Here is a 20,552-nt window from a genome sequence, read left to right as displayed (position 1 = left end):
TCGCGCAGTGGGACAACAAGTGAATATTTTATTTGCAGTATCAGAATGTGTACCGTTTGTGAAATCGGGAGGATTAGCTGATGTAGCGGGTGCGCTCCCAAAAGAGCTGAAAAAATTAGGAGTGGACGTTCGTATTATACTTCCGAATTATAGCCTCATTCCACAAAAGTTAAGAGATGGATGTACGTTACATAAAGTAATTAACGTCCCGCTCGGGTGGAGGAATCAATATTGTGGAATTTTAAAAGGTGAGCAAGACGGAATTACGTATTACTTAATAGATAATGAATATTATTTTAAGAGAGATTCTCTGTATGGTCATTATGATGACGGGGAGCGTTTTTCTTATTTCTCAAAAGCAGTGTTAGAGTGTATTCCGCACCTTGACTTTGAAGTGGATGTTCTTCATAGCCACGATTGGCATACGGCTATGGTTAATTTCTTACTTCGTGAAAAGTATCAAGATAACCCGTTATATGAGCGTATTAAAACGGTATATACGATTCACAACTTGCAGTTCCAAGGAGTATTTCCTCCTGAAGTGATGTACGACTTGTTAGAGCTTGGTGATGAATATTTTCATAGTGAGCAGCTAGAGTTTTATGGAAACATAAACTTTATGAAAGGTGGTATTATCGCTTCGGATCAAATTACAGCGGTGAGCCCGACGTATAAAGAAGAAATTCAATATGAATTTTTCGGTGAGAAGTTAGATGGATTACTGCGAAAATATAATGATAAGCTTAGCGGCATTGTAAATGGTATTGATACGAGCGTATATAATCCAGAAACGGATTCGTATATTAAGGCTCAGTATGATGCAGAGTCATTATATGAAAAGAGTGAAAATAAACGCGCTTTGCAGCGTTACTTTGGTTTGCCAGAAAAAGAGGATACACCAATTATTTCAATGGTAACGAGATTAACGAAGCAAAAAGGTCTTGATTTAGTACGCACTGTATTCCGCGAAATAATGGAAGAAGATGTACAATGTATTATTTTAGGTTCAGGTGATTCGGAATATGAGCAATTCTTTGAGTGGATGGCATATGAGTATCCGGAGAAGGTAAAAGTTTATATCGGATTTAATGAAGAATTAGCGCACCAAGTGTATGCGGGAAGCGATTTGTTTTTAATGCCATCGCTGTTTGAACCGTGTGGACTTGGACAACTTATCGCATTAGCGTACGGTACGATTCCAATTGTAAGAGAAACAGGTGGATTAAACGATACAGTACATTCTTATGATGAAGAAACAGGCGAAGGAAATGGTTTCAGTTTCACGAACTTTAATGCACATGACATGCTGCATACGGTTCACCGTGCAATTGAATTTTATCACGATAAACCAGTGTGGGAGCAGCTTGTAAAACAAGCGATGACTGAAGATTATAGCTGGGAGCAATCGGCTCTTGCTTATAAGGAATTGTATAAAAGTCTCATGGAATAACATGTAGGTGGTGAAAAAATGTTTACTCATGTTGAAAGTTTTAAATCAACTTTTCTAGAAAAGTTAGAGACGATGTATGGGAAAAGTTTCAAAGATTCTACAACTCGTGATCAATATAATACGCTCGGCCATATGGTACGTGAGTATATGAATAGTCAATGGATTGCAACGAATGAGAGCTATCGATCCGGAGAGCAAAAGCAAATGTATTACTTGTCTATTGAGTTTTTGCTTGGACGTTTGCTTGGAAGTAACATCTTGAATTTAGGTATTAGAGATGTATGCGAGCAGGGGTTATCTGAACTAGGGATTTCGTTGCAAGAGTTAGAAGAAGTGGAAGCAGATGCAGGCCTTGGTAATGGTGGGCTTGGACGCTTAGCAGCCTGTTTTCTCGATTCACTTGCATCTTTAAACTTGCCAGGACACGGCTGTGGAATTCGTTATAAACATGGTTTGTTTGATCAGAAAATTGTTGATGGTTATCAAGTTGAATTTCCAGAACAGTGGCTTCTTCATGAAAATGTATGGGAAGTAAGAAGGCATGATCAAGCTGTGGAAGTAAGTTATTTCGGCAGTGTTGAACCGCTAGAAATTGACGGGCGTTTAGAGTTTAGGCATACAAATGCAGAAGTCATTATGGCAGTGCCATATGATGTGCCGGTAGTAGGCTATGAGACGAGTACTGTAAATACACTTAGACTTTGGAATGCTGAACCAGTTCCGTTCCCGCAAAACTGCAAAGATATTTTGAAATATAAGCGCGAAACAGAGGCTGTATCGGAGTTTTTATATCCAGATGATACGCATGATGAGGGGAAAATACTTCGTTTAAAACAACAGTATTTCCTCGTATCAGCAAGTTTACAAAATATCGTTCGAATGCATAGAGAAAGATATGGTCACCTTCGTCAACTACATGAAAAAATTGCGATTCACATTAACGATACACATCCGGTTTTAGCAATTCCTGAACTGATGCGTATTTTACTAGACGAAGAAAAGTTAACATGGGAAGAAGCTTGGCACATAACGACGCAGACGATTTCTTATACGAATCATACGACGTTATCAGAAGCGCTCGAAAAGTGGCCAATTCACATTTTTAAACCATTATTACCGAGAATTTATATGATTATTGAAGAGATTAATGAACGTTTCTGTCATGAACTTTGGGAACGTTATCCTTATGAATGGCATCGCATCGAAGACATGGCAATTATTGCGCATGATCTTGTGAAAATGGCTCATTTAGCAATTGTCGGTAGCCATAGCGTAAACGGTGTAGCAAAAATTCATACGGAAATATTAAAGCAGCGGGAAATGCGATTGTTTTATGAATTTTATCCAGATAAGTTTAATAATAAGACGAATGGAATTGCTCATAGGCGCTGGCTTATGAAAGCAAATCCACAGTTAACAAATCTCATTTCAGAGGCGATTGGAACAGAGTGGAAGAAAGAACCGATTAAGCTTCAATCGTTGCAAACAGTTCAATATGATGCGAGTTTCCAAGAGAAATTTGCAGAAGTAAAACAAGAACGTAAAGAGATTTTAGCGGAGCGCATTCATAATACAATGGGGATTACGATTGATCCAAATTCTATTTTTGATGTGCAAGTGAAAAGATTACATGCTTACAAACGACAATTATTAAATGTTCTTCATATTTTATATTTGTATAACCGTTTGAAAGAGGATGCTAGTTTTACATTTTATCCGCGTACTTTTATTTTTGGAGCGAAAGCATCACCTGGATATTATTACGCGAAAAAAATTATTAAATTAATAAATGAACTCGCAAGAAAAGTAAATAATGACCCGTATGTCAGTCAATATATGAAAGTTATCTTTCTAGAAAACTATCGAGTTTCTTTAGCGGAAGATATATTCCCGGCAGCGGATGTAAGTGAACAAATTTCAACGGCGAGTAAAGAAGCATCGGGAACAGGTAATATGAAATTTATGATGAACGGTGCGATTACACTCGGAACGCTAGACGGAGCTAACATTGAAATAAAAGACCGGGTCGGTGATGATAACTGTTTCATTTTCGGCTTAACAGCGGAAGAGGTTCTTCATTACTATCAAAATGGTGGATATCGTGCAAGTGATTATTATCACCACAATAGGCACATTAAGAAAGTAGTTGATCAATTAACAAATGGCTTCTTTGCACAATCGGGAGCAGAATTTGAAGCGATTTATGATTCTCTCGTTATTCAAAATGATGAATATTTCGTTCTGCGAGATTTTGGCCCATATGCTGAAAAACAAGAAGCTGTCGGTAGAGCTTATGAGAACCGAACAAAGTGGCTAGAAATGTCGATTTTAAATATTGCACAGTCTGGTCATTTTGCGAGTGATCGAACGATTTTGCAGTACAGCAATGAAATTTGGGGTATTGGTAATGCAGTTAAACAGTTTTAAAGAAGTTGCTATATTGGGAGATATATTATCGATTTACCAATAAAAATGGATATTAATAAATAAAACGGGCTTAATAAAATTAAGCTCGTTTTATTTATTTTGCTTAAGAAAGAAATGGAACAGTGGTATATATGATACCTGCCCCATCATACTCTCCTGTCGCAAAGTATGAAAATGTAAAGAAACCTGTGACCGTAAAAATTACAATAAGAAAAAGTGTGAAGATAAATTTTAACATGTAAGGTCCCCTCATCCAAAAATAACTTCATAGAGTATTATAGTATACGAATATTTTATTTCCAATTGTTTACTGGTTAAAAATGAGAAGTCAGACATGTTTTGTATGTTGTAATGGAATGATTATTTGTAATGGATTTTGTATTTTTTGTAAATGTCATATTGTGATGGACGTGTGCATACTCCCAATCATGATCATTAAAATTTATGTTTCGGGGAGGGAGAAGTGGAACGACATCGAACAAGTTGACGAAACGAAAGCTACTAGCTACTTGTAGTTTATAATAATTTCGAAAAGCGATATCTCCTACTTTTGGAGAAGCGAATGTATAAAGTCCATACTGTGCGAAGGCGGTATTTATACGTGCATCTAATATGTGTAATGTGGCAAGCGCACCACCTAGACTATGCCCAGTAGCTAGTAGTTTTTTATGTGCTGGCAATGATACGAGCATATCCATAATAGAATCACGACAAGACTCATAAATAGAGAGAAAGCCGTTATGGACATTTCCGCTATTTAAAGCATAAGGATAAGGTTTTTGATTGACGAGAGAGTCAATAATCCAATCTGGGTCTGTTTGAGTGCCCCTGAAGGCAACGATAATTGTATCCTCAGATTCTAATATAAACCCGAACCATTCTGTTGTTTGAATGGCTTTTCCTTGAAACCCTTGTACATATTGAAAACCATCTGGTATTTCGAAAATACCATTTTGTTTATATTGTTCATACGTTAACTCACAACAAGAAGCTAACAGTATGGCAGTGTCTTTATCAAAGGATAAAGGAGTACGCATTAAGGAAGCCCTCCTTAAGAAAAGGTATAGTTTAATATATGCGGTGAGGAACTTGATTCATGCTTTTGGAAAAAAGACTTGAACCTACAGTTACGTGAGGGAGTATGATTTTTGTAAACATATTGTTAGGAGGAGTGTAAGATGAGCAAAAGGGAAGGCTGTTCAATTGGTGAGTTTGCAAAGAGGACAGGCACATCAATACGGACACTACAATATTACGATGAAATTGGACTACTTAAACCTGGAAAGAATGTTAGCTCTGGTCACCGTGTGTACAAAGGAAAAGATATATTAGAACTACAGAAAATAGTGAGTCTTAAAGTATTAGGATATAGTTTAGAAGAAATACGCGTTATGCTGAAAATGCCAAGTTTGAATGTAAATTTAAAAGAAACGTTGGAACAACAAAGAAAAGCCTTTGAAGAAAAGAGAAGACACATTGAAGTTTCGATAAAGGCGCTTGAACGAACAATGGTATGTCTTGAGGAAGATGAAGAGTTGGATAGTGACATATTAATGAGTCTAATTAACAGCATTCAAAAAGAAAACGAACAACGTTTATGGCTTGAAGGATATGTATCAAAAGAATTGGCTGATGGATTATATAATAAGTCGGAAGAAGAGGGCATAGCACTTGATAAAGAGTTTGTGCGTTTAGCAAAAGAAGTGAAAAGATTATTCGGAAGACAAATTGAGGATTCAGAAGTGCAAAAATTGGTTGATGAACATATGAAGGCGACTCTTAAGTATGTTGGTGAAGAGACAATGTATTCTTTAGGTAAATTAGAGAATGTAGAAGAACAATATAATAATATGATGCCATCTCCTTACACGGAAGAAGAAGAGACATGGCTTAATGAAGCGATGGAGTATTATATGATTCGAAATGGTATGTATAGCCCTCCGCAGTAAAAATAAAGTGCCATAGTCATAAACTTTAGAGAAATGCCTCCGATGTTTTTTTGCATTGGAGGCATTTTTTACTCTTTTCCATCTAAAAGGTGAACAAGGCCACCTAATATACTACTTTCACCAGTACTTTATAATGCTGGGCTTGTAAGAGGTTTGAAAAAATAGTCTGTATATATTTGAACGATGATTACCTATTTACTTGTGTTTGTTCGCACTATATACCGAAAATTTCGGGAAACGAAACATATTATTTATCTGTTTGTTTTTGCTTTTTTTTCAAATACTCCGCACGTAATTGTTCAAGTTGCTGCTTTTTATCAAATTTGGCAGGCTTCTGTTTTTCATGAAACTTTGCCACAGCTACCTGACTTTTGGAATCCAATTGATATTTTCCCACTTTGTTCACCTACTTTTCTTGTCTTGAAAGAGAATCTATTCAACAAATATAATATACCTTATTTTACTGAAGTAAACCTTATTACTTTATTTAATCTGCTTTTTCTCGTTTGTAGACGTAAATTAAAACACCCTTTCACTGCATTACTGCAAGCAAGGGTGTTTAATTTTAGTATTATATTAGTCGATGGACAAGCCTGCATAAGGGCCCTTTTTACTCTTTCCCATCCAATAAACGACCAAGGCCACCTAATACACTACCTTCGCCAGTACTTTGCGCTGCTGGGCTTGTAAGGCGTGCTGCTAATCGGCTAAGTGTTAAGGACTGAATCCAAACTGTTCCAGGACCTTCTAATGTTGCGAAGAATAAACCCTCGCCGCCAAATAGAGCTGTTTTTACTTTACCAACGAATTCGATATCATAGTTAATATCTTTTGTCATGGCAACGAGACAACCTGTATCAATGCGAAGTTTCTCACCAGGTTTTAATTCACGTTTATATACAGTTCCACCTGCGTGCATGAAAGCAAGGCCGTCACCTTCAAGTTTCTGCATGATAAACCCTTCACCACCGAAGAAACCAGTTCCTATTTTTTTCGTAAATTCAATTCCGATAGAAACACCTTTTGCGGCACAAAGAAAGGCATCTTTTTGACAAACTACTTTTCCTTGATATTCTGTTAAATCTACAGGAATAATTTTACCAGGATAAGGAGCAGCAAATGAGACGTGGCGTTTGCCGTGACCTGTATTTGTAAATACAGTCATAAACATACTTTCGCCTGTAACGAGACGTTTACCAGCGCCCATTAATTTGCCGAATAAACCGTTAGATGGGCCAGAACCGTCACCAAAGATTGTTTCCATTTCAATGTAATCTTCCATCATCATCATTGCGCCAGCTTCTGCGATAACGCTTTCTTTTGGATCTAATTCAATTTCAACAAACTGCATATCATCGCCATATAGCTTATACTCGATTTCATGTGCTTGCATTTTTTCACCTCATAAATATGTAGTAATTATATTGTACAGAAGTTAAAAGAATTAGAGTACTGTATTTTTGTTAATTTTTGAATAAAAATAGAATGAAAATTTAAGGTTATACTAGGATTATAAAAAATGATGGAATGAAAGTGTTCTCATTTGACGTTTTCGATATAGCATGATATAGTGAAAGCACTATTGAGCTACATAATGTGGTACGGAAATAAAGCACGTTGTATTAAAGGCTGTAAGCTTGTTATACATTCATGTCCTTTATATCCACCTTTTCATGTGGATTCATAGTTTCATTTTTATTTAGGAGGTACATGACATGCAAACAGGTAAAGTTAAATGGTTTAACGGCGAAAAAGGTTTTGGCTTCATCGAAGTTGAAGGCGGAGAAGACGTATTCGTACATTTCTCAGCTATCCAAGGCGACGGCTTCAAAACTTTAGAAGAAGGTCAAGAAGTTTCTTTCGAAATCGTTGAAGGAAACCGCGGACCACAAGCAGCTAACGTTACAAAAAACTAATTAGCTAGCGATAAAAAGCATTCCGATTTTCGGAATGCTTTTTTTTATTCTTTGGAACTAGATTCATTTGAAGATAATTCACCTTTGAAGGTACGTTCTTCAAAATCATCAAGCATTTGTTCATATTCTTCATGCTCTTCTGTAGCGAAAACTTGTGGGTTTTTCCCGTACATATCCGTACCGATAAAGTTTTCAAAATCCTCCACGTAGCCTACGTTTTCTTCACTATTTACATACATGCCATTATAGTTTTTTGAATCTTGTCTTTCTAAATCAGACGGCGTTTCAGATGTTCCGTAATTTGCGACATCTTGCCAAGCATCTTCCGCATCGTACTCAACAGAATGGTCCTCATCATGCTTGTGGAAAGAAGGAGACAACACTTCTTCTTCAACTGGCCGTGTATTCATATTTAACTTATTTGTCGCGTGCTGTATGCATGTTGTAGCAGTCGGCATTGCTTCCAATCTTTCAAATGGAATTTCTTCGCCAGACACTTCACAAATGCCGTACGTACCCGCTTCTATTTTTTGTAGGGCATGTTTCGTCTCCTCAAGCTGTTTATGCCAAAGTTCAATAAGCCCGAAGTCTTTTTCACGTTCATATAGCTCTGTAGCCATATCACCTGGATGGTTGTCATAGCTAGACAGTTCTCCTACTGAATCGCGTTCAGAAGCACGATCTGTATTTTCATGAGTTTGTATCGTTTGTTCCAGTTCTTGTTTTTGTTTTTCTAAAATGGATTTAAATTGACCTACTTGTTGTGGAGTTAACATAGTCGTCCACCTTCCTACAATTCAGTTTCTTTACATAGTATGAGCGTTGAGAGTAGGAATTATGAGATGAATTTCAGATATGAAAAAGGAGCCGCATAAGCAGCTCCTTTTATAGAAAGTATCCAAGTAATAATCCGATTCCCATTAGGAAACCGAAGATTGTATTTGTTTTTGCTGTTGCAATCATCGCAGGTACCATTTCCATTGGAATGCTTTTGCCGATAAAGCCTTTCGTCGCTTTAAATGCTTTCGTCGCACTTAAAAATACGATAAGCATCCATGGTGATACGATGCCCACGATAATTAAAGCAATTGTCCAAATGTAGGAAACGATGAACATCGAAGCAAGTACACCAACAGCTCTTTCACGTCCAACGAGAATTGCTAACGTTTTACGACCGTTTTCTTTATCGCCATCCAAGTCACGAATATTATTAGCTAGTAAAATGGCACCAATTAAAATGGAGCTTGGAATAGATAGTAAAATGACTTCTGATGTTACAGTGCCAGTTTGAATAAAGAATGAAATCCCAATAATAATGACACCCATAAATAATCCGGCTGTCAACTCTCCAAATGGTGTATATGCAATTGGAAGTGGGCCACCTGTATAAAGGTAAGCAACGGCCATACAAACAAGACCGATTGCAGCAAGCCACCAACTAGAATTCATACAAATATAAACACCTAATAGTATTGCGATGCCGAAAAATCCAAATGCTAAGTTAAGCACTGTTTTTGGCTGAATGCCATCGCGAACGATAGCGCCGCCGATACCAACTGAACCTTCGTGATCAAGTCCTCTTTTATAATCAAAGTATTCATTAAACATGTTTGTTGCTGCTTGAATGAGAAGACAAGCAAGAAGCATCATAAGGAAAAGAGGAAGATGTATTTGATTTATACCTCCGACCTGCATCGAATATGCTGTTCCGATGAAAACAGGTACGAAAGCGGCTGTTAATGTATGGGGACGTAGTAAACTCCACCAGATGCGCCAGCCTGTTTGCTTACTTGGCTTTGGCGCCGTAGGAGAGGAATTCGTTTTGACGTTCATTTCCATGTTGAATCCTCCTTTGGTCACATATTGTACACAACTAAGTGTAGAAAAAGCATCATTTAGTGTCAACGTTTATTTTCTAGGAAGAGAAGGTGAATTTCTCAGAAATGCTAAACGTTGACAGGCCTTTCGTTTGAGGTGTATCTTAAAATCAAGCGTAATTATGACTATTTTTCGCCCATAGGGGGGAGACAATTGTGATTCAAACGAAACAAAAAGGCTTGCAAGAAGTTCTTATTGCAGCTATCAAGCGTGCAACTAACGAAAAAACATTGGTTAGTTTTGTAAAACAAATAGACTGGGTGGATCCGCTTCTGTTCTATGCAGCAGGAAAAAGGATTTCATTCGAAAATAGATGTTATTTTGCAGACCCGGCTCAGCATGTAATATTTGCAGGAATTGGCTCTGTTTTCACTATAGCAAATTCTTCTCATAAGCGCTTTCAAACCGCTCGTGACGAGTGGGAGAAAGTAAAAGAGAATGCATTTGTCCAAAGAGATGAATATGAATTTGGAACGGGTCCGCTTTTATTTGGTGGTTTTTCATTTGATCCAGAAAAAGAGAAAACGGACCTATGGAAAGAATTTAAAGATACGACATTTTCACTACCAGCATTTTTATTAACTGTAAAAAATGAAAAAGCATGGTTAACGATGAATACATTTGTTGCAGCAACAGATTGTGCAGAAACTGTTTATAATGAAATGATTTCTTTAGAAGAGAAAATTTTTGAGGAGAGTAAATGTGCGCTAAACGGATCGAAATTAACTGTTATTTCTAAAGTAGAAGTGGATCCGAAAGGCTGGATGAAAGCAATTGAAAAAGTACAAGATGAGATGAAGCAGGGTAACGTGCAGAAGGTTGTATTGGCGAGGGAACTAAAAGTAGAGATGAACCATTCGATTGATTCTGCTCTTGTTTTAGAAGCACTTCGCATTGGTCAACCGGATTGTTACGTATTTTCTTTTGATTATAAAGGAGCATGCTTCTTAGGAGCGACGCCTGAGAGATTAATTCGCAAAGAAGATGAGAAATTTACATCGATGTGTCTTGCTGGTTCAATCGGTCATGGTCATTCTATAGAAGAAAGTGAACGAAATAGTAATGCGCTTCTTCATGATGAAAAGAATTTAGCTGAACATGGTTATGTCGTTAACATGATCCGCTCGGTACTAAATGAACATTGCGAATACGTTAATATTCCGGAAAGCCCAGGTTTATTAACAACGAAAAACTTAATTCACTTATATACGCCTGTAGAAGCAAAAGGCGATGCGAGTCTTTTAACAATGGTAGAAGAATTACATCCAACACCAGCTCTTGGCGGGACACCTCGTTTGGAAGCGATGAAACTGATCCGTGATGTTGAATTGTTAGACAGAGGGTTGTATGGTGCACCGATTGGCTGGATAGATGATGAAGGAAATGGTGAATTTGCGGTTGCGCTGCGCTGCGGATTATTAAACGGCGAGAAAGCATCCTTATTTGCCGGTTGTGGTATTGTAATTGATTCAATCCCGCAGCTTGAATATGAAGAAACAAGTTTGAAGTTTAGACCGATGCTTGGTGCTTTGGAGGAATTAATGAAATGAACAATCATATAGAAGCATTATCATATTATTTAGGCGCGTTCGTGGATGAACTGACGCGTCTAGATGTATGTGATGTTGTCATTAGTCCAGGCTCACGGTCAACGCCGATTGCTTTACTAATGGAACAACACGAAGGAATGAACACATATTTACATGTAGATGAAAGATCAGCTGGATTTTTCGCGCTCGGTATTGCGAAAGCGAAAAAACGCCCAGTAGCATTATTATGTACGTCAGGAACAGCAGCAGCTAATTACTATCCAGCTGTATGTGAAGCTTTTCATTCAAGGGTCCCGCTTATCGTCTTAACAGCGGATAGACCGCATGAATTAAGAGATGTGGGTGCACCACAAGCAATGAATCAATTTAATTTATACGGTACTTTTGTGAAACAATTTACAGAGATGGCACTGCCAGAAGCGAGTGAAGCGATGTATCATTACGCTCGTATGACGACGCAGCGCATAGTAGCAAATGCTTGTTTAGCGCCGCAGGGTCCTGTTCATCTTAATTTTCCAGTTCGCGAGCCACTTATCCCTGATTTCTCACTAGAAAGCTTATGGGATAAAGGACGTAGTGAATATACAAGAGTAGTTCAGCAAGGAAACGTGACGATGCCGAGTGAATATGTAGATTCTCTTGTAGGGCGCCTTTCACATATGGAAAAGGGGCTTATTATTTGTGGAGATGATAGTCATTCAGAAATTGCAATGTTTGCAACGCAACTAGCTGAAAAAACTGGCTATCCTATATTAGCAGACCCACTTTCTAATATTCGTAGCGGACACCACGATAAAACGATGGTAATTGACTGTTATGATACATTTTTACGAAATGAGCAGTTAAAAGAAAAATGGAAACCGGACGTGTTAATTCGCTTTGGTGGTATGCCTGTTTCTAAATCATTAACGCAGTTCATAAAAAAACAAACGAAAGCAGTTCATATCGTTGTCGATGAATCAGGACAATGGAGAGATCCAGCTCTTGTTGCGACAGAAGTTGTGCAAGCAAGTGACATTGAATTCTGCAAGGCAGTAATAGAAAAAATGCCAGTTATGAAGAAGAATGATTGGTTCGTAATGTGGCAACATATAAACGAAAAAACGAAGGAAACGCTTCGTGAAATGGAAACATATGAAACTGCATTTGAAGGAAAGGTTATTACAGATATTGTGCGCGTATTACCAGAAGACGCAACGTTATTTGCGAGCAATAGTATGCCAATTCGTGATACAGACTCATTCTTCTTCACATCGGATAAAAACATCCATGTGATGGCAAACCGTGGCGTAAATGGTATTGATGGAATCATTTCGACAGCTTTAGGAGCGAGCATTATTTGCGATCCACTTGTATTAGTGATTGGTGATTTATCATTTTATCACGATTTAAATGGGCTATTAGCAGCGAAATTACATGAATTAAACATAACAATTGTCGTTGTAAATAATGATGGCGGGGGTATTTTCTCATTCTTACCACAATATGAGAAAAAGGAACATTTTGAATCATTATTTGGAACACCAATTGGACTTGATTATGAGCACGTTGTCAAAATGTACGGTGGTTCATTTAGCCGTGTAAATGGTTGGGAGCAATTCCGTGAAGAAGTACAAAAGGGAGCAACGACAAAAGGTTTACACGTTGTGGAAATTTGTACGAACCGTGATGAAAACTTAACATTGCACCGTACGTTATGGGCAAAAACACAGGACGTAATTACTACATCGTTGCAAGGTGAATCAAAATGAACGTAACACTGCAAGGTGTATCGTATGAATATGAAGTAGTTGGAAGCGGGGAACCACTTCTACTTCTTCATGGTTTTACGGGAAGCATGGAAACGTGGCGTTCCTTCGTTCCTTCTTGGAGCGAGCAGTTTCAAGTCATTTTAGTAGATATTGTTGGGCACGGAAAAACGGAAAGCCCTGAAGATGTGACGCATTATGACATCCAAAATGTGGCATTGCAAATGAAAGAACTATTAGATTACCTTCATATTGAAAAAGTACATATACTTGGCTATTCAATGGGCGGTAGATTAGCGATTACGATGGCATGTCTATATCCAGATTATGTACACTCTCTTTTATTAGAAAACTGTACAGCTGGGCTCGAAAACGAAGAGGATAGAAAAGAACGTCGTGAAAAAGATGATCGACTTGCCGATAAAATTGAGCGAGAAGGCATAGAAAGTTTTGTATCCATATGGGAAGATATTCCACTTTTTGAAACGCAAAAACGTTTAGCAAAAAACGTACAAGAAGCGGTACAAAAAGAGAGGCTTGCTAACAACCCAAAAGGGCTCGCAAATAGCTTGCGCGGCATGGGAACTGGGGCTCAGCCTTCATGGTGGGATGAGCTGAAAAACTTAAAAATACCTGTTCTTTTAATGAACGGAGAATATGATGAAAAGTTCTTCCGCATATTAAAAAACATCGGAAAATGCGTGTCTGATGCGAAATTTGTCAAAATTCATGGTGCTGGCCATGCAATTCATGTGGAACAACCGGAAAAGTTTGATACAATAGTAAAGGGATTTCTAAAAACTATGCAGTGATACTTTTTTCAGCAAGAAGGAAGCCACACTTATAGGTGAAATCAGAAATATACAAGGAGGTAGTTGTAATGGCTATTGAATGGGTAAAAGAAGGCAATTACGAAGATATTATTTATTCAACATACAATGGTATCGCAAAGATTTCGATTAACCGTCCTGAAGTACATAACGCATTCCGTCCAAAAACGGTAATGGAGTTAATCGATGCTTTTGCACAAGCTCGTGATGATGCAAATGTTGGCGTTATCATTTTAACAGGTGAAGGTGGACGTGCATTCTGTTCTGGCGGCGACCAAAAAGTTCGCGGTCATGGTGGATATGTAGGTGACGACCAAATCCCTCGTTTAAACGTATTAGACTTACAACGTCTAATTCGCGCAATTCCTAAACCAGTTATCGCAATGGTAGCAGGTTATGCAATCGGCGGTGGACACGTACTTCATATCGTATGTGACTTAACAATCGCTGCAGACAACGCTGTATTCGGACAAACAGGTCCTAAAGTAGGAAGCTTTGACGGTGGATACGGAGCTGGTTACCTAGCTCGTATGGTAGGCCACAAGAAAGCTCGTGAAATTTGGTACCTATGCCGTCAATACAATGCACAAGAAGCGCTTGATATGGGCTTAGTAAACACAGTAGTACCATTAGAAGAGCTTGAAGCAGAAACAGTACAATGGGCACAAGAAATTTTAGCAAACAGCCCAATGGCACTTCGTTTCCTAAAAGCTGCATTCAACGCAGACACAGACGGTCTAGCTGGTATTCAACAACTAGCTGGAGATGCAACGTTATTGTACTACACAACTGACGAAGCAAAAGAAGGTCGCGACGCATTCAAAGAAAAACGCAGTCCGGACTTCGGTCAATTCCCTCGTTTCCCGTGATCAAAAGCGAAAGCGGCTCGCTTAGAATGTGAGGGGGATGGAGCTTCTGACGTAGAGGCGTTTTTTGCCTCGTAGGAAGAAGTGAAGCCACCGAACATTCTAGCTGCTGTAGCTGGATGTTTTAAAAGCGGAGCCGACTGTTTAGCCCCGTTGGCTAAGGTTCTTTCGCACAGAAAGTGTTTTTTACTTTCTCGTGCGGAAGGTTCTTAGACGGAAGGGTCTAGGAGGCGTAGCTAGATGAGATTAAACCGGAAACAAAACAACTAAGAGACTTGATATCATATCAAGTCTCTTTCTTTCATGAAAGGAGAATGAATGATGGAGACGATGCCAAATTGGTTAATGCAACGTGCATTTTTAACACCAGATCGAACTGCAATTGAAATAGAGGAAGAGAAAGTTACTTTTATGGAGCTACATGAAAAAGTAGTATCTGTTTGTGAACACCTCACGCATGTTGGAGTGGAGCGAGGGCAAAAGGTGGCTGTTCTGATGAAAAATGGTATGGAGATGATTACAGTTATTCACGCCCTATCTTATGTAGGTGCAGTAGCTGTGCTTTTAAATACGCGTCTTTCAAGAGAAGAGCTACTTTGGCAAATGGATGATGCTGAAGTTGTTTGTTTAGTAACGGATCAAGATTTTGATGCTAAAGATGTTCCTGTTTATTCATTCGCCGAAGTGATGAATGGACCAAAAGAGGAAGCCTCTATACAAGAAGAGTTTTCTTTAGAAGAAGCGATGACAATTATTTATACGTCTGGGACGACAGGCAAACCGAAAGGCGTTATTTTAACGTACGGCAATCATTGGGCAAGCGCAGTCGGTTCGTCGCTTAATTTAGGACTTCGTGATGATGATTGTTGGTTAGCCTGCATGCCGATGTTCCATGTTGGCGGGCTATCTCTTTTAATGAAAAACATTATGTACGGCATGCGTATTTTACTTGTTCCGAAATATGATGCTGATTTTATTCATAAAGCACTTCAAAAAAGAGGAGTAACAATTATTTCTGTCGTTTCTAAAATGTTAACTGATTTATTAGAGCGACTTGGGGCAGAGACATATCCATCTTCTTTACGATGCATGTTACTTGGCGGAGGACCAGCGCCAAAACCACTATTAGAAGCATGTGTAGAAAAAGGGATTCCTGTATATCAAACGTACGGTATGACAGAAACATCTTCGCAAATTTGTACGTTATCCGCAGATTACATGTTAACGAAAGTAGGATCAGCTGGAAAACCACTATTTCAGTGCCAACTTCGTATTGAAAAAGATGGCGTAGTAGTGCCACCATTTGCGGAAGGTGAGATTGTAGTAAAAGGACCGAACGTAACAGGCGGTTACTTTAACCGTGAAGATGCGACGCGAGAGACTATTCAAAACGGATGGCTTCATACTGGCGACCTTGGTTATTTAGACGAAGAAGGTTTTTTATACGTATTAGATCGCCGCAGTGATTTAATTATTTCTGGCGGAGAGAATATATATCCAGCTCAAATTGAAGAAGTGTTGCTTTCTCATCCGGCAGTAGCGGAAGCTGGTGTTGTCGGCATGGCTGACGATAAATGGGGACAAGTACCAGCTGCTTTTGTTGTGAAAAGCGGGGCGGTAACAGAAGAAGAAATTCTTCATTTTTGCGAGGAGAAATTAGCGAAATATAAAGTGCCGAAGAAAGCATGTTTCTTAGAGGAATTACCACGTAACGCTTCGAAAAAATTGTTAAGACGAGAGTTAAGACAATTAGTGGAGGAGATGTAGGTGGAAATAAAAAAAGCGACACTGTATATAACGGAAATGCCACTCGTAATCCCGTTTGCTGCAAGCTACGGGACTTACGAAAAGCGTGAGAGTATCGTTATTGAATTAGAGGATACGGACGGGTACATCGGATTTGGGGAAGTCGTTGCATTCTCTGAACCGTGGTATACGGAAGAAACGGTGAAGACAGCGCTGCATGTACTGCAAGACTTTTTAATACCTGATTTATTAAAGGCTGAAATTTCTCATCCGAATGAGGTACCGGGTCTATTTCAACATATAAAAAGAAACCGAATGGCAAAAGCCGGAATAGAGGGGGCTGTTTGGGATTTATATGCGAAGCGTCAAAAGAAATCGCTAGCGACAGTACTTGGCGGAACTAGTCATGAAATTGAAGTCGGCGTTGTAATTGGGATCAATACAATTCCGGTTATGTTAAAACAAATCGAGAAGTACGCCGAAGAAGGATACGAGCGTTTTAAAGTGAAAATAAAGCCAGAGCATGATTATGAGTTATTAAAAGAAATTCGAAAAGAGTTTCCGCATATCCCGCTAATGGCAGATGCGAATTCAGCGTATACATTAGCGGATACGGAGAGGCTGAAACGACTAGATGAATTCCAATTAATGATGATTGAACAACCGTTAGCGGATTACGATTTTCTTGATCACGCGGAGTTGCAAAAGAAAATTGAAACGCCGATTTGTTTAGATGAAAGTATCCATAGTTTAGAAGATGCGCGCGTTGCGATTACGCTTGGTAGTTGCCGCATCGTTAACATTAAGCCAGGGCGAGTAGGCGGATTAACAGAGTCGGTTCAAATTCATAATTATTGCATGGAGCATAACATACCAGTTTGGTGCGGTGGTATGGTAGAAATGGGGATTTCACGAGCGCAAAATGTTGCTCTTGCCTCATTGCCGAACTTTACGATTCCTGGTGATATATCCGCTTCTAGTAGACATTGGCAGAGGGATATTATTTCACCGGAAGTGACGCTTGAGGGCGGGAAAGTGATTGTACCGCAAAGTGTTGAAGCTGAGTATAAAGTTGACCGCGAAAGATTGGAAGAACTTACGAAGCAGCGGATTGTTTTTGAGCGGTAAATGGAAGTTTCATTAGGATGCCCGCAAATAGCGAGAGGATTTTGTCGTTCATTGTCGGTAAGTCGATATAATTGGAAAATCGCTGATATAATTTTATTTACCAAGGTTACTTTAACGAGTAGCCTTTTCGTATTGTACAAATTGGATAGACTAGTTTACAATCGAGCGTATAAAAATGGAATGAAAAAGGGGGAGTAAAATGAAACGCATTTCAATTTTAATCGCTGATGATGAGGCGGAAATTGCTGATTTAATTGAGATACATTTAGAAAAAGAAGGGTACCATGTTGTGAAAGCAGCGGATGGGGAAGAGGCAGTTCATATTATTGAAACGAAGCCAATCGACTTGGTAGTTTTAGATATTATGATGCCGAAAATGGATGGTTATGAGGTGACGCGTCAAATTCGCGCGAAACATCATATGCCGATTATTTTTTTAAGCGCGAAAACTTCGGACTTTGATAAGGTGACAGGTCTTGTACTAGGTGCGGATGATTATATGACGAAGCCTTTCACACCAATAGAATTAGTTGCACGTGTAAATGCACAACTGCGTAGGTTTTTTACGTTAAATCACCCGAAAGTAGTGGAGAGTAAATCTGCTTTAGAAATAGGCGGAGTCGTAATTAATCCTGAGCGCAGGACGGTTGATGTGTATGGTGAACAAATTGAATTAACGCCGAAAGAGTTCGATATTTTATATTTATTAGCGAGTCATCCGAAGAAAGTATACAATGTGGAAAATATTTTTCAGCACGTATGGGCGGATGATTATTATGAAGGTGGAAATACAGTAATGGTACATATTCGTACTTTGCGGAAGAAACTTGGAGAAGATAAAAGAAAGGATAAATTAATAAAAACAGTGTGGGGAGTAGGTTATACTTTCAATGGCTAATATGATGAAAAGTTTTCGATTTAAAATGATTGCCTTATTTGCGTTAAGTATGGTGCTTGCAGCAACTGTAACTTATATAATTTATAAAGGATTGCAGTTGTATTATAAAACGATGGTTCGCTACGAAGAGCCTTTAGCACAATTTAGGTCAATGGTAAGGGAATTTGGAGACATTAACTTCTTTTTAATTTTCTTTATTCCGTTATCTATTATCTTTTTCTTCTTTTTGACAAAACCGTATTTAAAATACTTTGATGAAATTTCTAATGGGATTCATCATCTTGCGAACGGTAACTTTACGAATAAAGTTCAAGTTTCATCAAATGATGAGTTTGGAAATATCGCGCGTGAAATAAATGTTGCAAGTGAAAAGTTAAAAGAAGCTGTTGAAAGAGGAGATTTTGCTGAAAGTAGTAAAGATCAGCTCGTTGTGAATTTAGCTCATGATTTAAGAACACCGTTAACATCCGTGTTAGGATATTTAGATTTAATTCTTAAAGATGAAAATTTAACAAAAGAACAAATTAAACATTTCTCCACAATTGCATATACAAAATCGCAAAGACTGGAAAGTTTAATTGATGAGCTATTTGAAATTACACGTATGAATTATGGCATGCTAAAGCTGGATAAAAAGCCGATCGATATAAGTGAGTTGCTTATACAGTTAGAGGAGGAATTGTATCCGTTATTAGAAAAACATCATTTAGAAGCTAGATTGAACGTGGCTCCTCATTTACCGATGCACGGTGATGGAAAATTGTTAGCTAGAGTATTTGAAAACTTGTTAACAAATGCCGTTCGTTACGGGTATGATGGGCAATTTGTTGATATGAATGGATATGTTGATAATGGAGAAGTTGTCGTACAAATTATGAATTATGGAGATAGCATTCCAGAAGAAGATTTACCGTATCTTTTTGATATGTTTTATACAGGTGATAAAGCGAGAACTGAGAACCGTGGCGGGACTGGCCTAGGACTATTCATTGCGAAAAATATTGTCGAGCAACATAACGGTACGATTTCTGCTGAGAGCAATGTAGTTAGAACGCTATTTGAAGTACGATTGCCAAAAGACGAGAATGTAACAATTTAATAAAAATTTAAACTTTACCCCACTTTTTATTTTAATAGTTTTTTCTATTCTATACGTAAGTTACGTTAAGGAGGAACTAGAAATGAAAAAGTGGGTATTTATTTCTTTTTTTATAGCATTCACAGTATGTGTAGGCGTTTATATATCACCGTTATTTCAAAAGGAAATCGATGTTAAAATTGTCGGGAAAGATGAGCTAGTAAAGGCGGCAAACACCGAGGGGAAAGAGATTACGAAGGAACAAATTTATAAGGGCGATTTATTATTAGTTAACAGGGATTATCCAGTAAAAAAAGATAGTATTAGGTCTGATATTATAAATGTAAATCATAATAGTGAATTAGTAAGAGGTTATGTAATATTTGATAGAAATCTTCGTTTATCAAAGGATGTTGTGAAAAAGTTTTTGAACGTTGTCGATGCGGCTGGAAAAGAAAGTGTTAACCATTTTTTGATTAGTAGTGGTTATAGAGATTTCCAAGAGCAAAAACAGCTATATGAAAAAATGGGATCTGATTATGCACTTCCAGCAGGATACAGTGAACATAATTTAGGATTATCACTGGACATTGGGTCTACTCAAAAGAAAATGGAGAAAGCGCCTGAAGGAAAATGGATTGAAGAGAACGTATGGAAGCATGGCTTTGTATTACGTTATCCGAAAAATAAAAGTAACATTACTGGAATTCAATATGAGCCATGGCATATCCGTTATGTCGGCCTACCTCATAGCGCAATTATGCAAAAAAAGAATTTTACACTAGAGGAATATTTAGAGTTTTTAAAAGAGGAAAAAGAGGTTTCAACTGAAGTAGAAGGTAAGAAATATACTGTTTCTTATTATAAAGTTTCTGAGAATACGAAAGTGAACGTTCCAGCAAACAAGCAGTATGAAATTTCCGGGAACAATATGGATGGGGTTATTGTGACGGTTCAGGAATAGAGAAAAAGGCTGTGCCATTTGGGACAGCCTTTTCTTATATAAGAAAGGAAGTGACGTTTTTTGTCGGTAAATCGATATTCTTTGTCGAATCGTTAATATATTATAAGTTATGATAGATATAATT

19 protein-coding genes are annotated in these 20,552 nt (G+C 38.1%); 13 read left to right on the top strand and 6 right to left on the bottom strand.

Features of this window, described 5'->3' with window-relative positions:
* Positions 1-19 precede the first annotated feature (19 nt).
* Positions 20-1,450 (top strand): glycogen synthase GlgA, encoded by a 1,431-nt coding sequence (gene glgA / locus MHH27_RS25275; protein WP_029948456.1) that lies wholly within the window; start codon positions 20-22, stop codon positions 1,448-1,450.
* A gap of 18 nt (positions 1,451-1,468) precedes the next feature.
* A complete protein-coding gene (gene glgP, locus MHH27_RS25270; protein WP_098250689.1) occupies positions 1,469-3,877 on the top strand; it encodes a glycogen phosphorylase in 2,409 nt (802 codons plus the stop codon).
* A gap of 103 nt (positions 3,878-3,980) precedes the next feature.
* On the opposite strand, the gene MHH27_RS25265 is transcribed toward glgP, so the two are convergent.
* Both MHH27_RS25265 and MHH27_RS25260 read right to left on the bottom strand, forming a co-directional pair.
* Positions 3,981-4,115 carry a hypothetical protein gene (locus tag MHH27_RS25265; RefSeq protein ID WP_016079902.1) on the bottom strand — a complete coding sequence of 45 codons (135 nt, stop codon included), beginning with the start codon at positions 4,113-4,115 and terminating at the stop codon, positions 3,981-3,983.
* Positions 4,116-4,191: 76 nt separating this feature from the next.
* Positions 4,192-4,914, bottom strand: coding sequence for a lipase family protein (locus MHH27_RS25260; RefSeq protein WP_001260112.1), 723 nt, complete (start codon positions 4,912-4,914; stop codon positions 4,192-4,194).
* Positions 4,915-5,055: 141 nt separating this feature from the next.
* Between MHH27_RS25260 and MHH27_RS25255 the strand changes: the two genes are divergently transcribed.
* The gene (locus MHH27_RS25255; RefSeq protein WP_098566988.1) at positions 5,056-5,826 is read left to right on the top strand and encodes a MerR family transcriptional regulator; all 771 of its coding nucleotides are present in this window, start codon (positions 5,056-5,058) and stop codon (positions 5,824-5,826) included.
* 247 nt (positions 5,827-6,073) lie between these two features.
* On the opposite strand, the gene MHH27_RS25250 is transcribed toward MHH27_RS25255, so the two are convergent.
* Positions 6,074-6,208, bottom strand: coding sequence for a hypothetical protein (locus tag MHH27_RS25250; RefSeq protein WP_340944910.1), 135 nt, complete (start codon positions 6,206-6,208; stop codon positions 6,074-6,076).
* A 228-nt stretch (positions 6,209-6,436) separates the two neighbouring features.
* Positions 6,437-7,219, bottom strand: a complete 783-nt coding sequence (locus MHH27_RS25245) for a TIGR00266 family protein (protein ID WP_001147841.1) — start codon at positions 7,217-7,219, stop codon at positions 6,437-6,439.
* Positions 7,220-7,541: 322 nt separating this feature from the next.
* On the opposite strand from MHH27_RS25245, the gene cspD reads away from it, so the two are divergent.
* Complete coding sequence (gene cspD / locus MHH27_RS25240) at positions 7,542-7,742, top strand: cold-shock protein CspD (protein ID WP_001193052.1); 201 nt, start codon at positions 7,542-7,544, stop codon at positions 7,740-7,742.
* 44 nt (positions 7,743-7,786) lie between these two features.
* On the opposite strand, the gene MHH27_RS25235 is transcribed toward cspD, so the two are convergent.
* Together MHH27_RS25235 and MHH27_RS25230 are read right to left on the bottom strand one after the other, a co-directional pair.
* Positions 7,787-8,518 (bottom strand): yteA family sporulation protein, encoded by a 732-nt coding sequence (locus MHH27_RS25235; RefSeq protein ID WP_000957398.1) that lies wholly within the window; start codon positions 8,516-8,518, stop codon positions 7,787-7,789.
* Positions 8,519-8,627: 109 nt separating this feature from the next.
* On the bottom strand, positions 8,628-9,581 hold the full coding sequence (locus tag MHH27_RS25230) for a 1,4-dihydroxy-2-naphthoate polyprenyltransferase (RefSeq protein ID WP_071731783.1): 954 nt from the start codon (positions 9,579-9,581) through the stop codon (positions 8,628-8,630).
* A 194-nt stretch (positions 9,582-9,775) separates the two neighbouring features.
* Here MHH27_RS25230 and MHH27_RS25225 point away from each other — a divergent pair, with 194 nt between their 5' ends.
* The 9 genes from MHH27_RS25225 to MHH27_RS25185 all read left to right on the top strand — a co-directional run bounded on the left by MHH27_RS25225 (position 9,776) and on the right by MHH27_RS25185 (position 20,428).
* Positions 9,776-11,170, top strand: coding sequence for an isochorismate synthase (locus MHH27_RS25225; protein ID WP_098250691.1), 1,395 nt, complete (start codon positions 9,776-9,778; stop codon positions 11,168-11,170).
* Positions 11,167-12,921 (top strand): 2-succinyl-5-enolpyruvyl-6-hydroxy-3-cyclohexene-1-carboxylic-acid synthase, encoded by a 1,755-nt coding sequence (gene menD, locus MHH27_RS25220; RefSeq protein WP_069356386.1) that lies wholly within the window; start codon positions 11,167-11,169, stop codon positions 12,919-12,921. Before MHH27_RS25225 ends, menD begins: the two co-directional genes overlap by 4 nt.
* Positions 12,918-13,730, top strand: coding sequence for a 2-succinyl-6-hydroxy-2,4-cyclohexadiene-1-carboxylate synthase (menH, locus tag MHH27_RS25215; protein WP_098236103.1), 813 nt, complete (start codon positions 12,918-12,920; stop codon positions 13,728-13,730). The genes menD and menH overlap by 4 nt, the downstream gene beginning before the upstream one ends.
* A gap of 68 nt (positions 13,731-13,798) precedes the next feature.
* Positions 13,799-14,617: a 1,4-dihydroxy-2-naphthoyl-CoA synthase gene (gene menB / locus MHH27_RS25210; RefSeq protein WP_000963881.1), complete on the top strand. Its 819-nt coding sequence runs from the start codon at positions 13,799-13,801 to the stop codon at positions 14,615-14,617.
* Positions 14,618-14,935: 318 nt separating this feature from the next.
* Entirely contained in the window at positions 14,936-16,381 is a 1,446-nt protein-coding gene (locus MHH27_RS25205) for an o-succinylbenzoate--CoA ligase (protein WP_141532542.1), read from the top strand.
* Positions 16,382-17,488: an o-succinylbenzoate synthase gene (gene menC / locus MHH27_RS25200; protein WP_097821660.1), complete on the top strand. Its 1,107-nt coding sequence runs from the start codon at positions 16,382-16,384 to the stop codon at positions 17,486-17,488. It abuts the gene before it with no gap.
* A gap of 199 nt (positions 17,489-17,687) precedes the next feature.
* Positions 17,688-18,386, top strand: coding sequence for a response regulator transcription factor (locus MHH27_RS25195; RefSeq protein WP_000822508.1), 699 nt, complete (start codon positions 17,688-17,690; stop codon positions 18,384-18,386).
* On the top strand, positions 18,379-19,485 hold the full coding sequence (locus MHH27_RS25190) for a sensor histidine kinase (protein ID WP_000002599.1): 1,107 nt from the start codon (positions 18,379-18,381) through the stop codon (positions 19,483-19,485). Before MHH27_RS25195 ends, MHH27_RS25190 begins: the two co-directional genes overlap by 8 nt.
* A gap of 82 nt (positions 19,486-19,567) precedes the next feature.
* Positions 19,568-20,428: a D-Ala-D-Ala carboxypeptidase VanY gene (locus MHH27_RS25185; protein WP_000759402.1), complete on the top strand. Its 861-nt coding sequence runs from the start codon at positions 19,568-19,570 to the stop codon at positions 20,426-20,428.
* The last annotated feature ends 124 nt before the right edge of the window (positions 20,429-20,552 follow it).

Source organism: Bacillus sp. FSL L8-0152, from assembly GCF_038006365.1.
Taxonomy (GTDB): domain Bacteria; phylum Bacillota; class Bacilli; order Bacillales; family Bacillaceae_G; genus Bacillus_A; species Bacillus_A cereus.
This window is presented reverse-complemented; position numbering and strand designations above follow the sequence as displayed.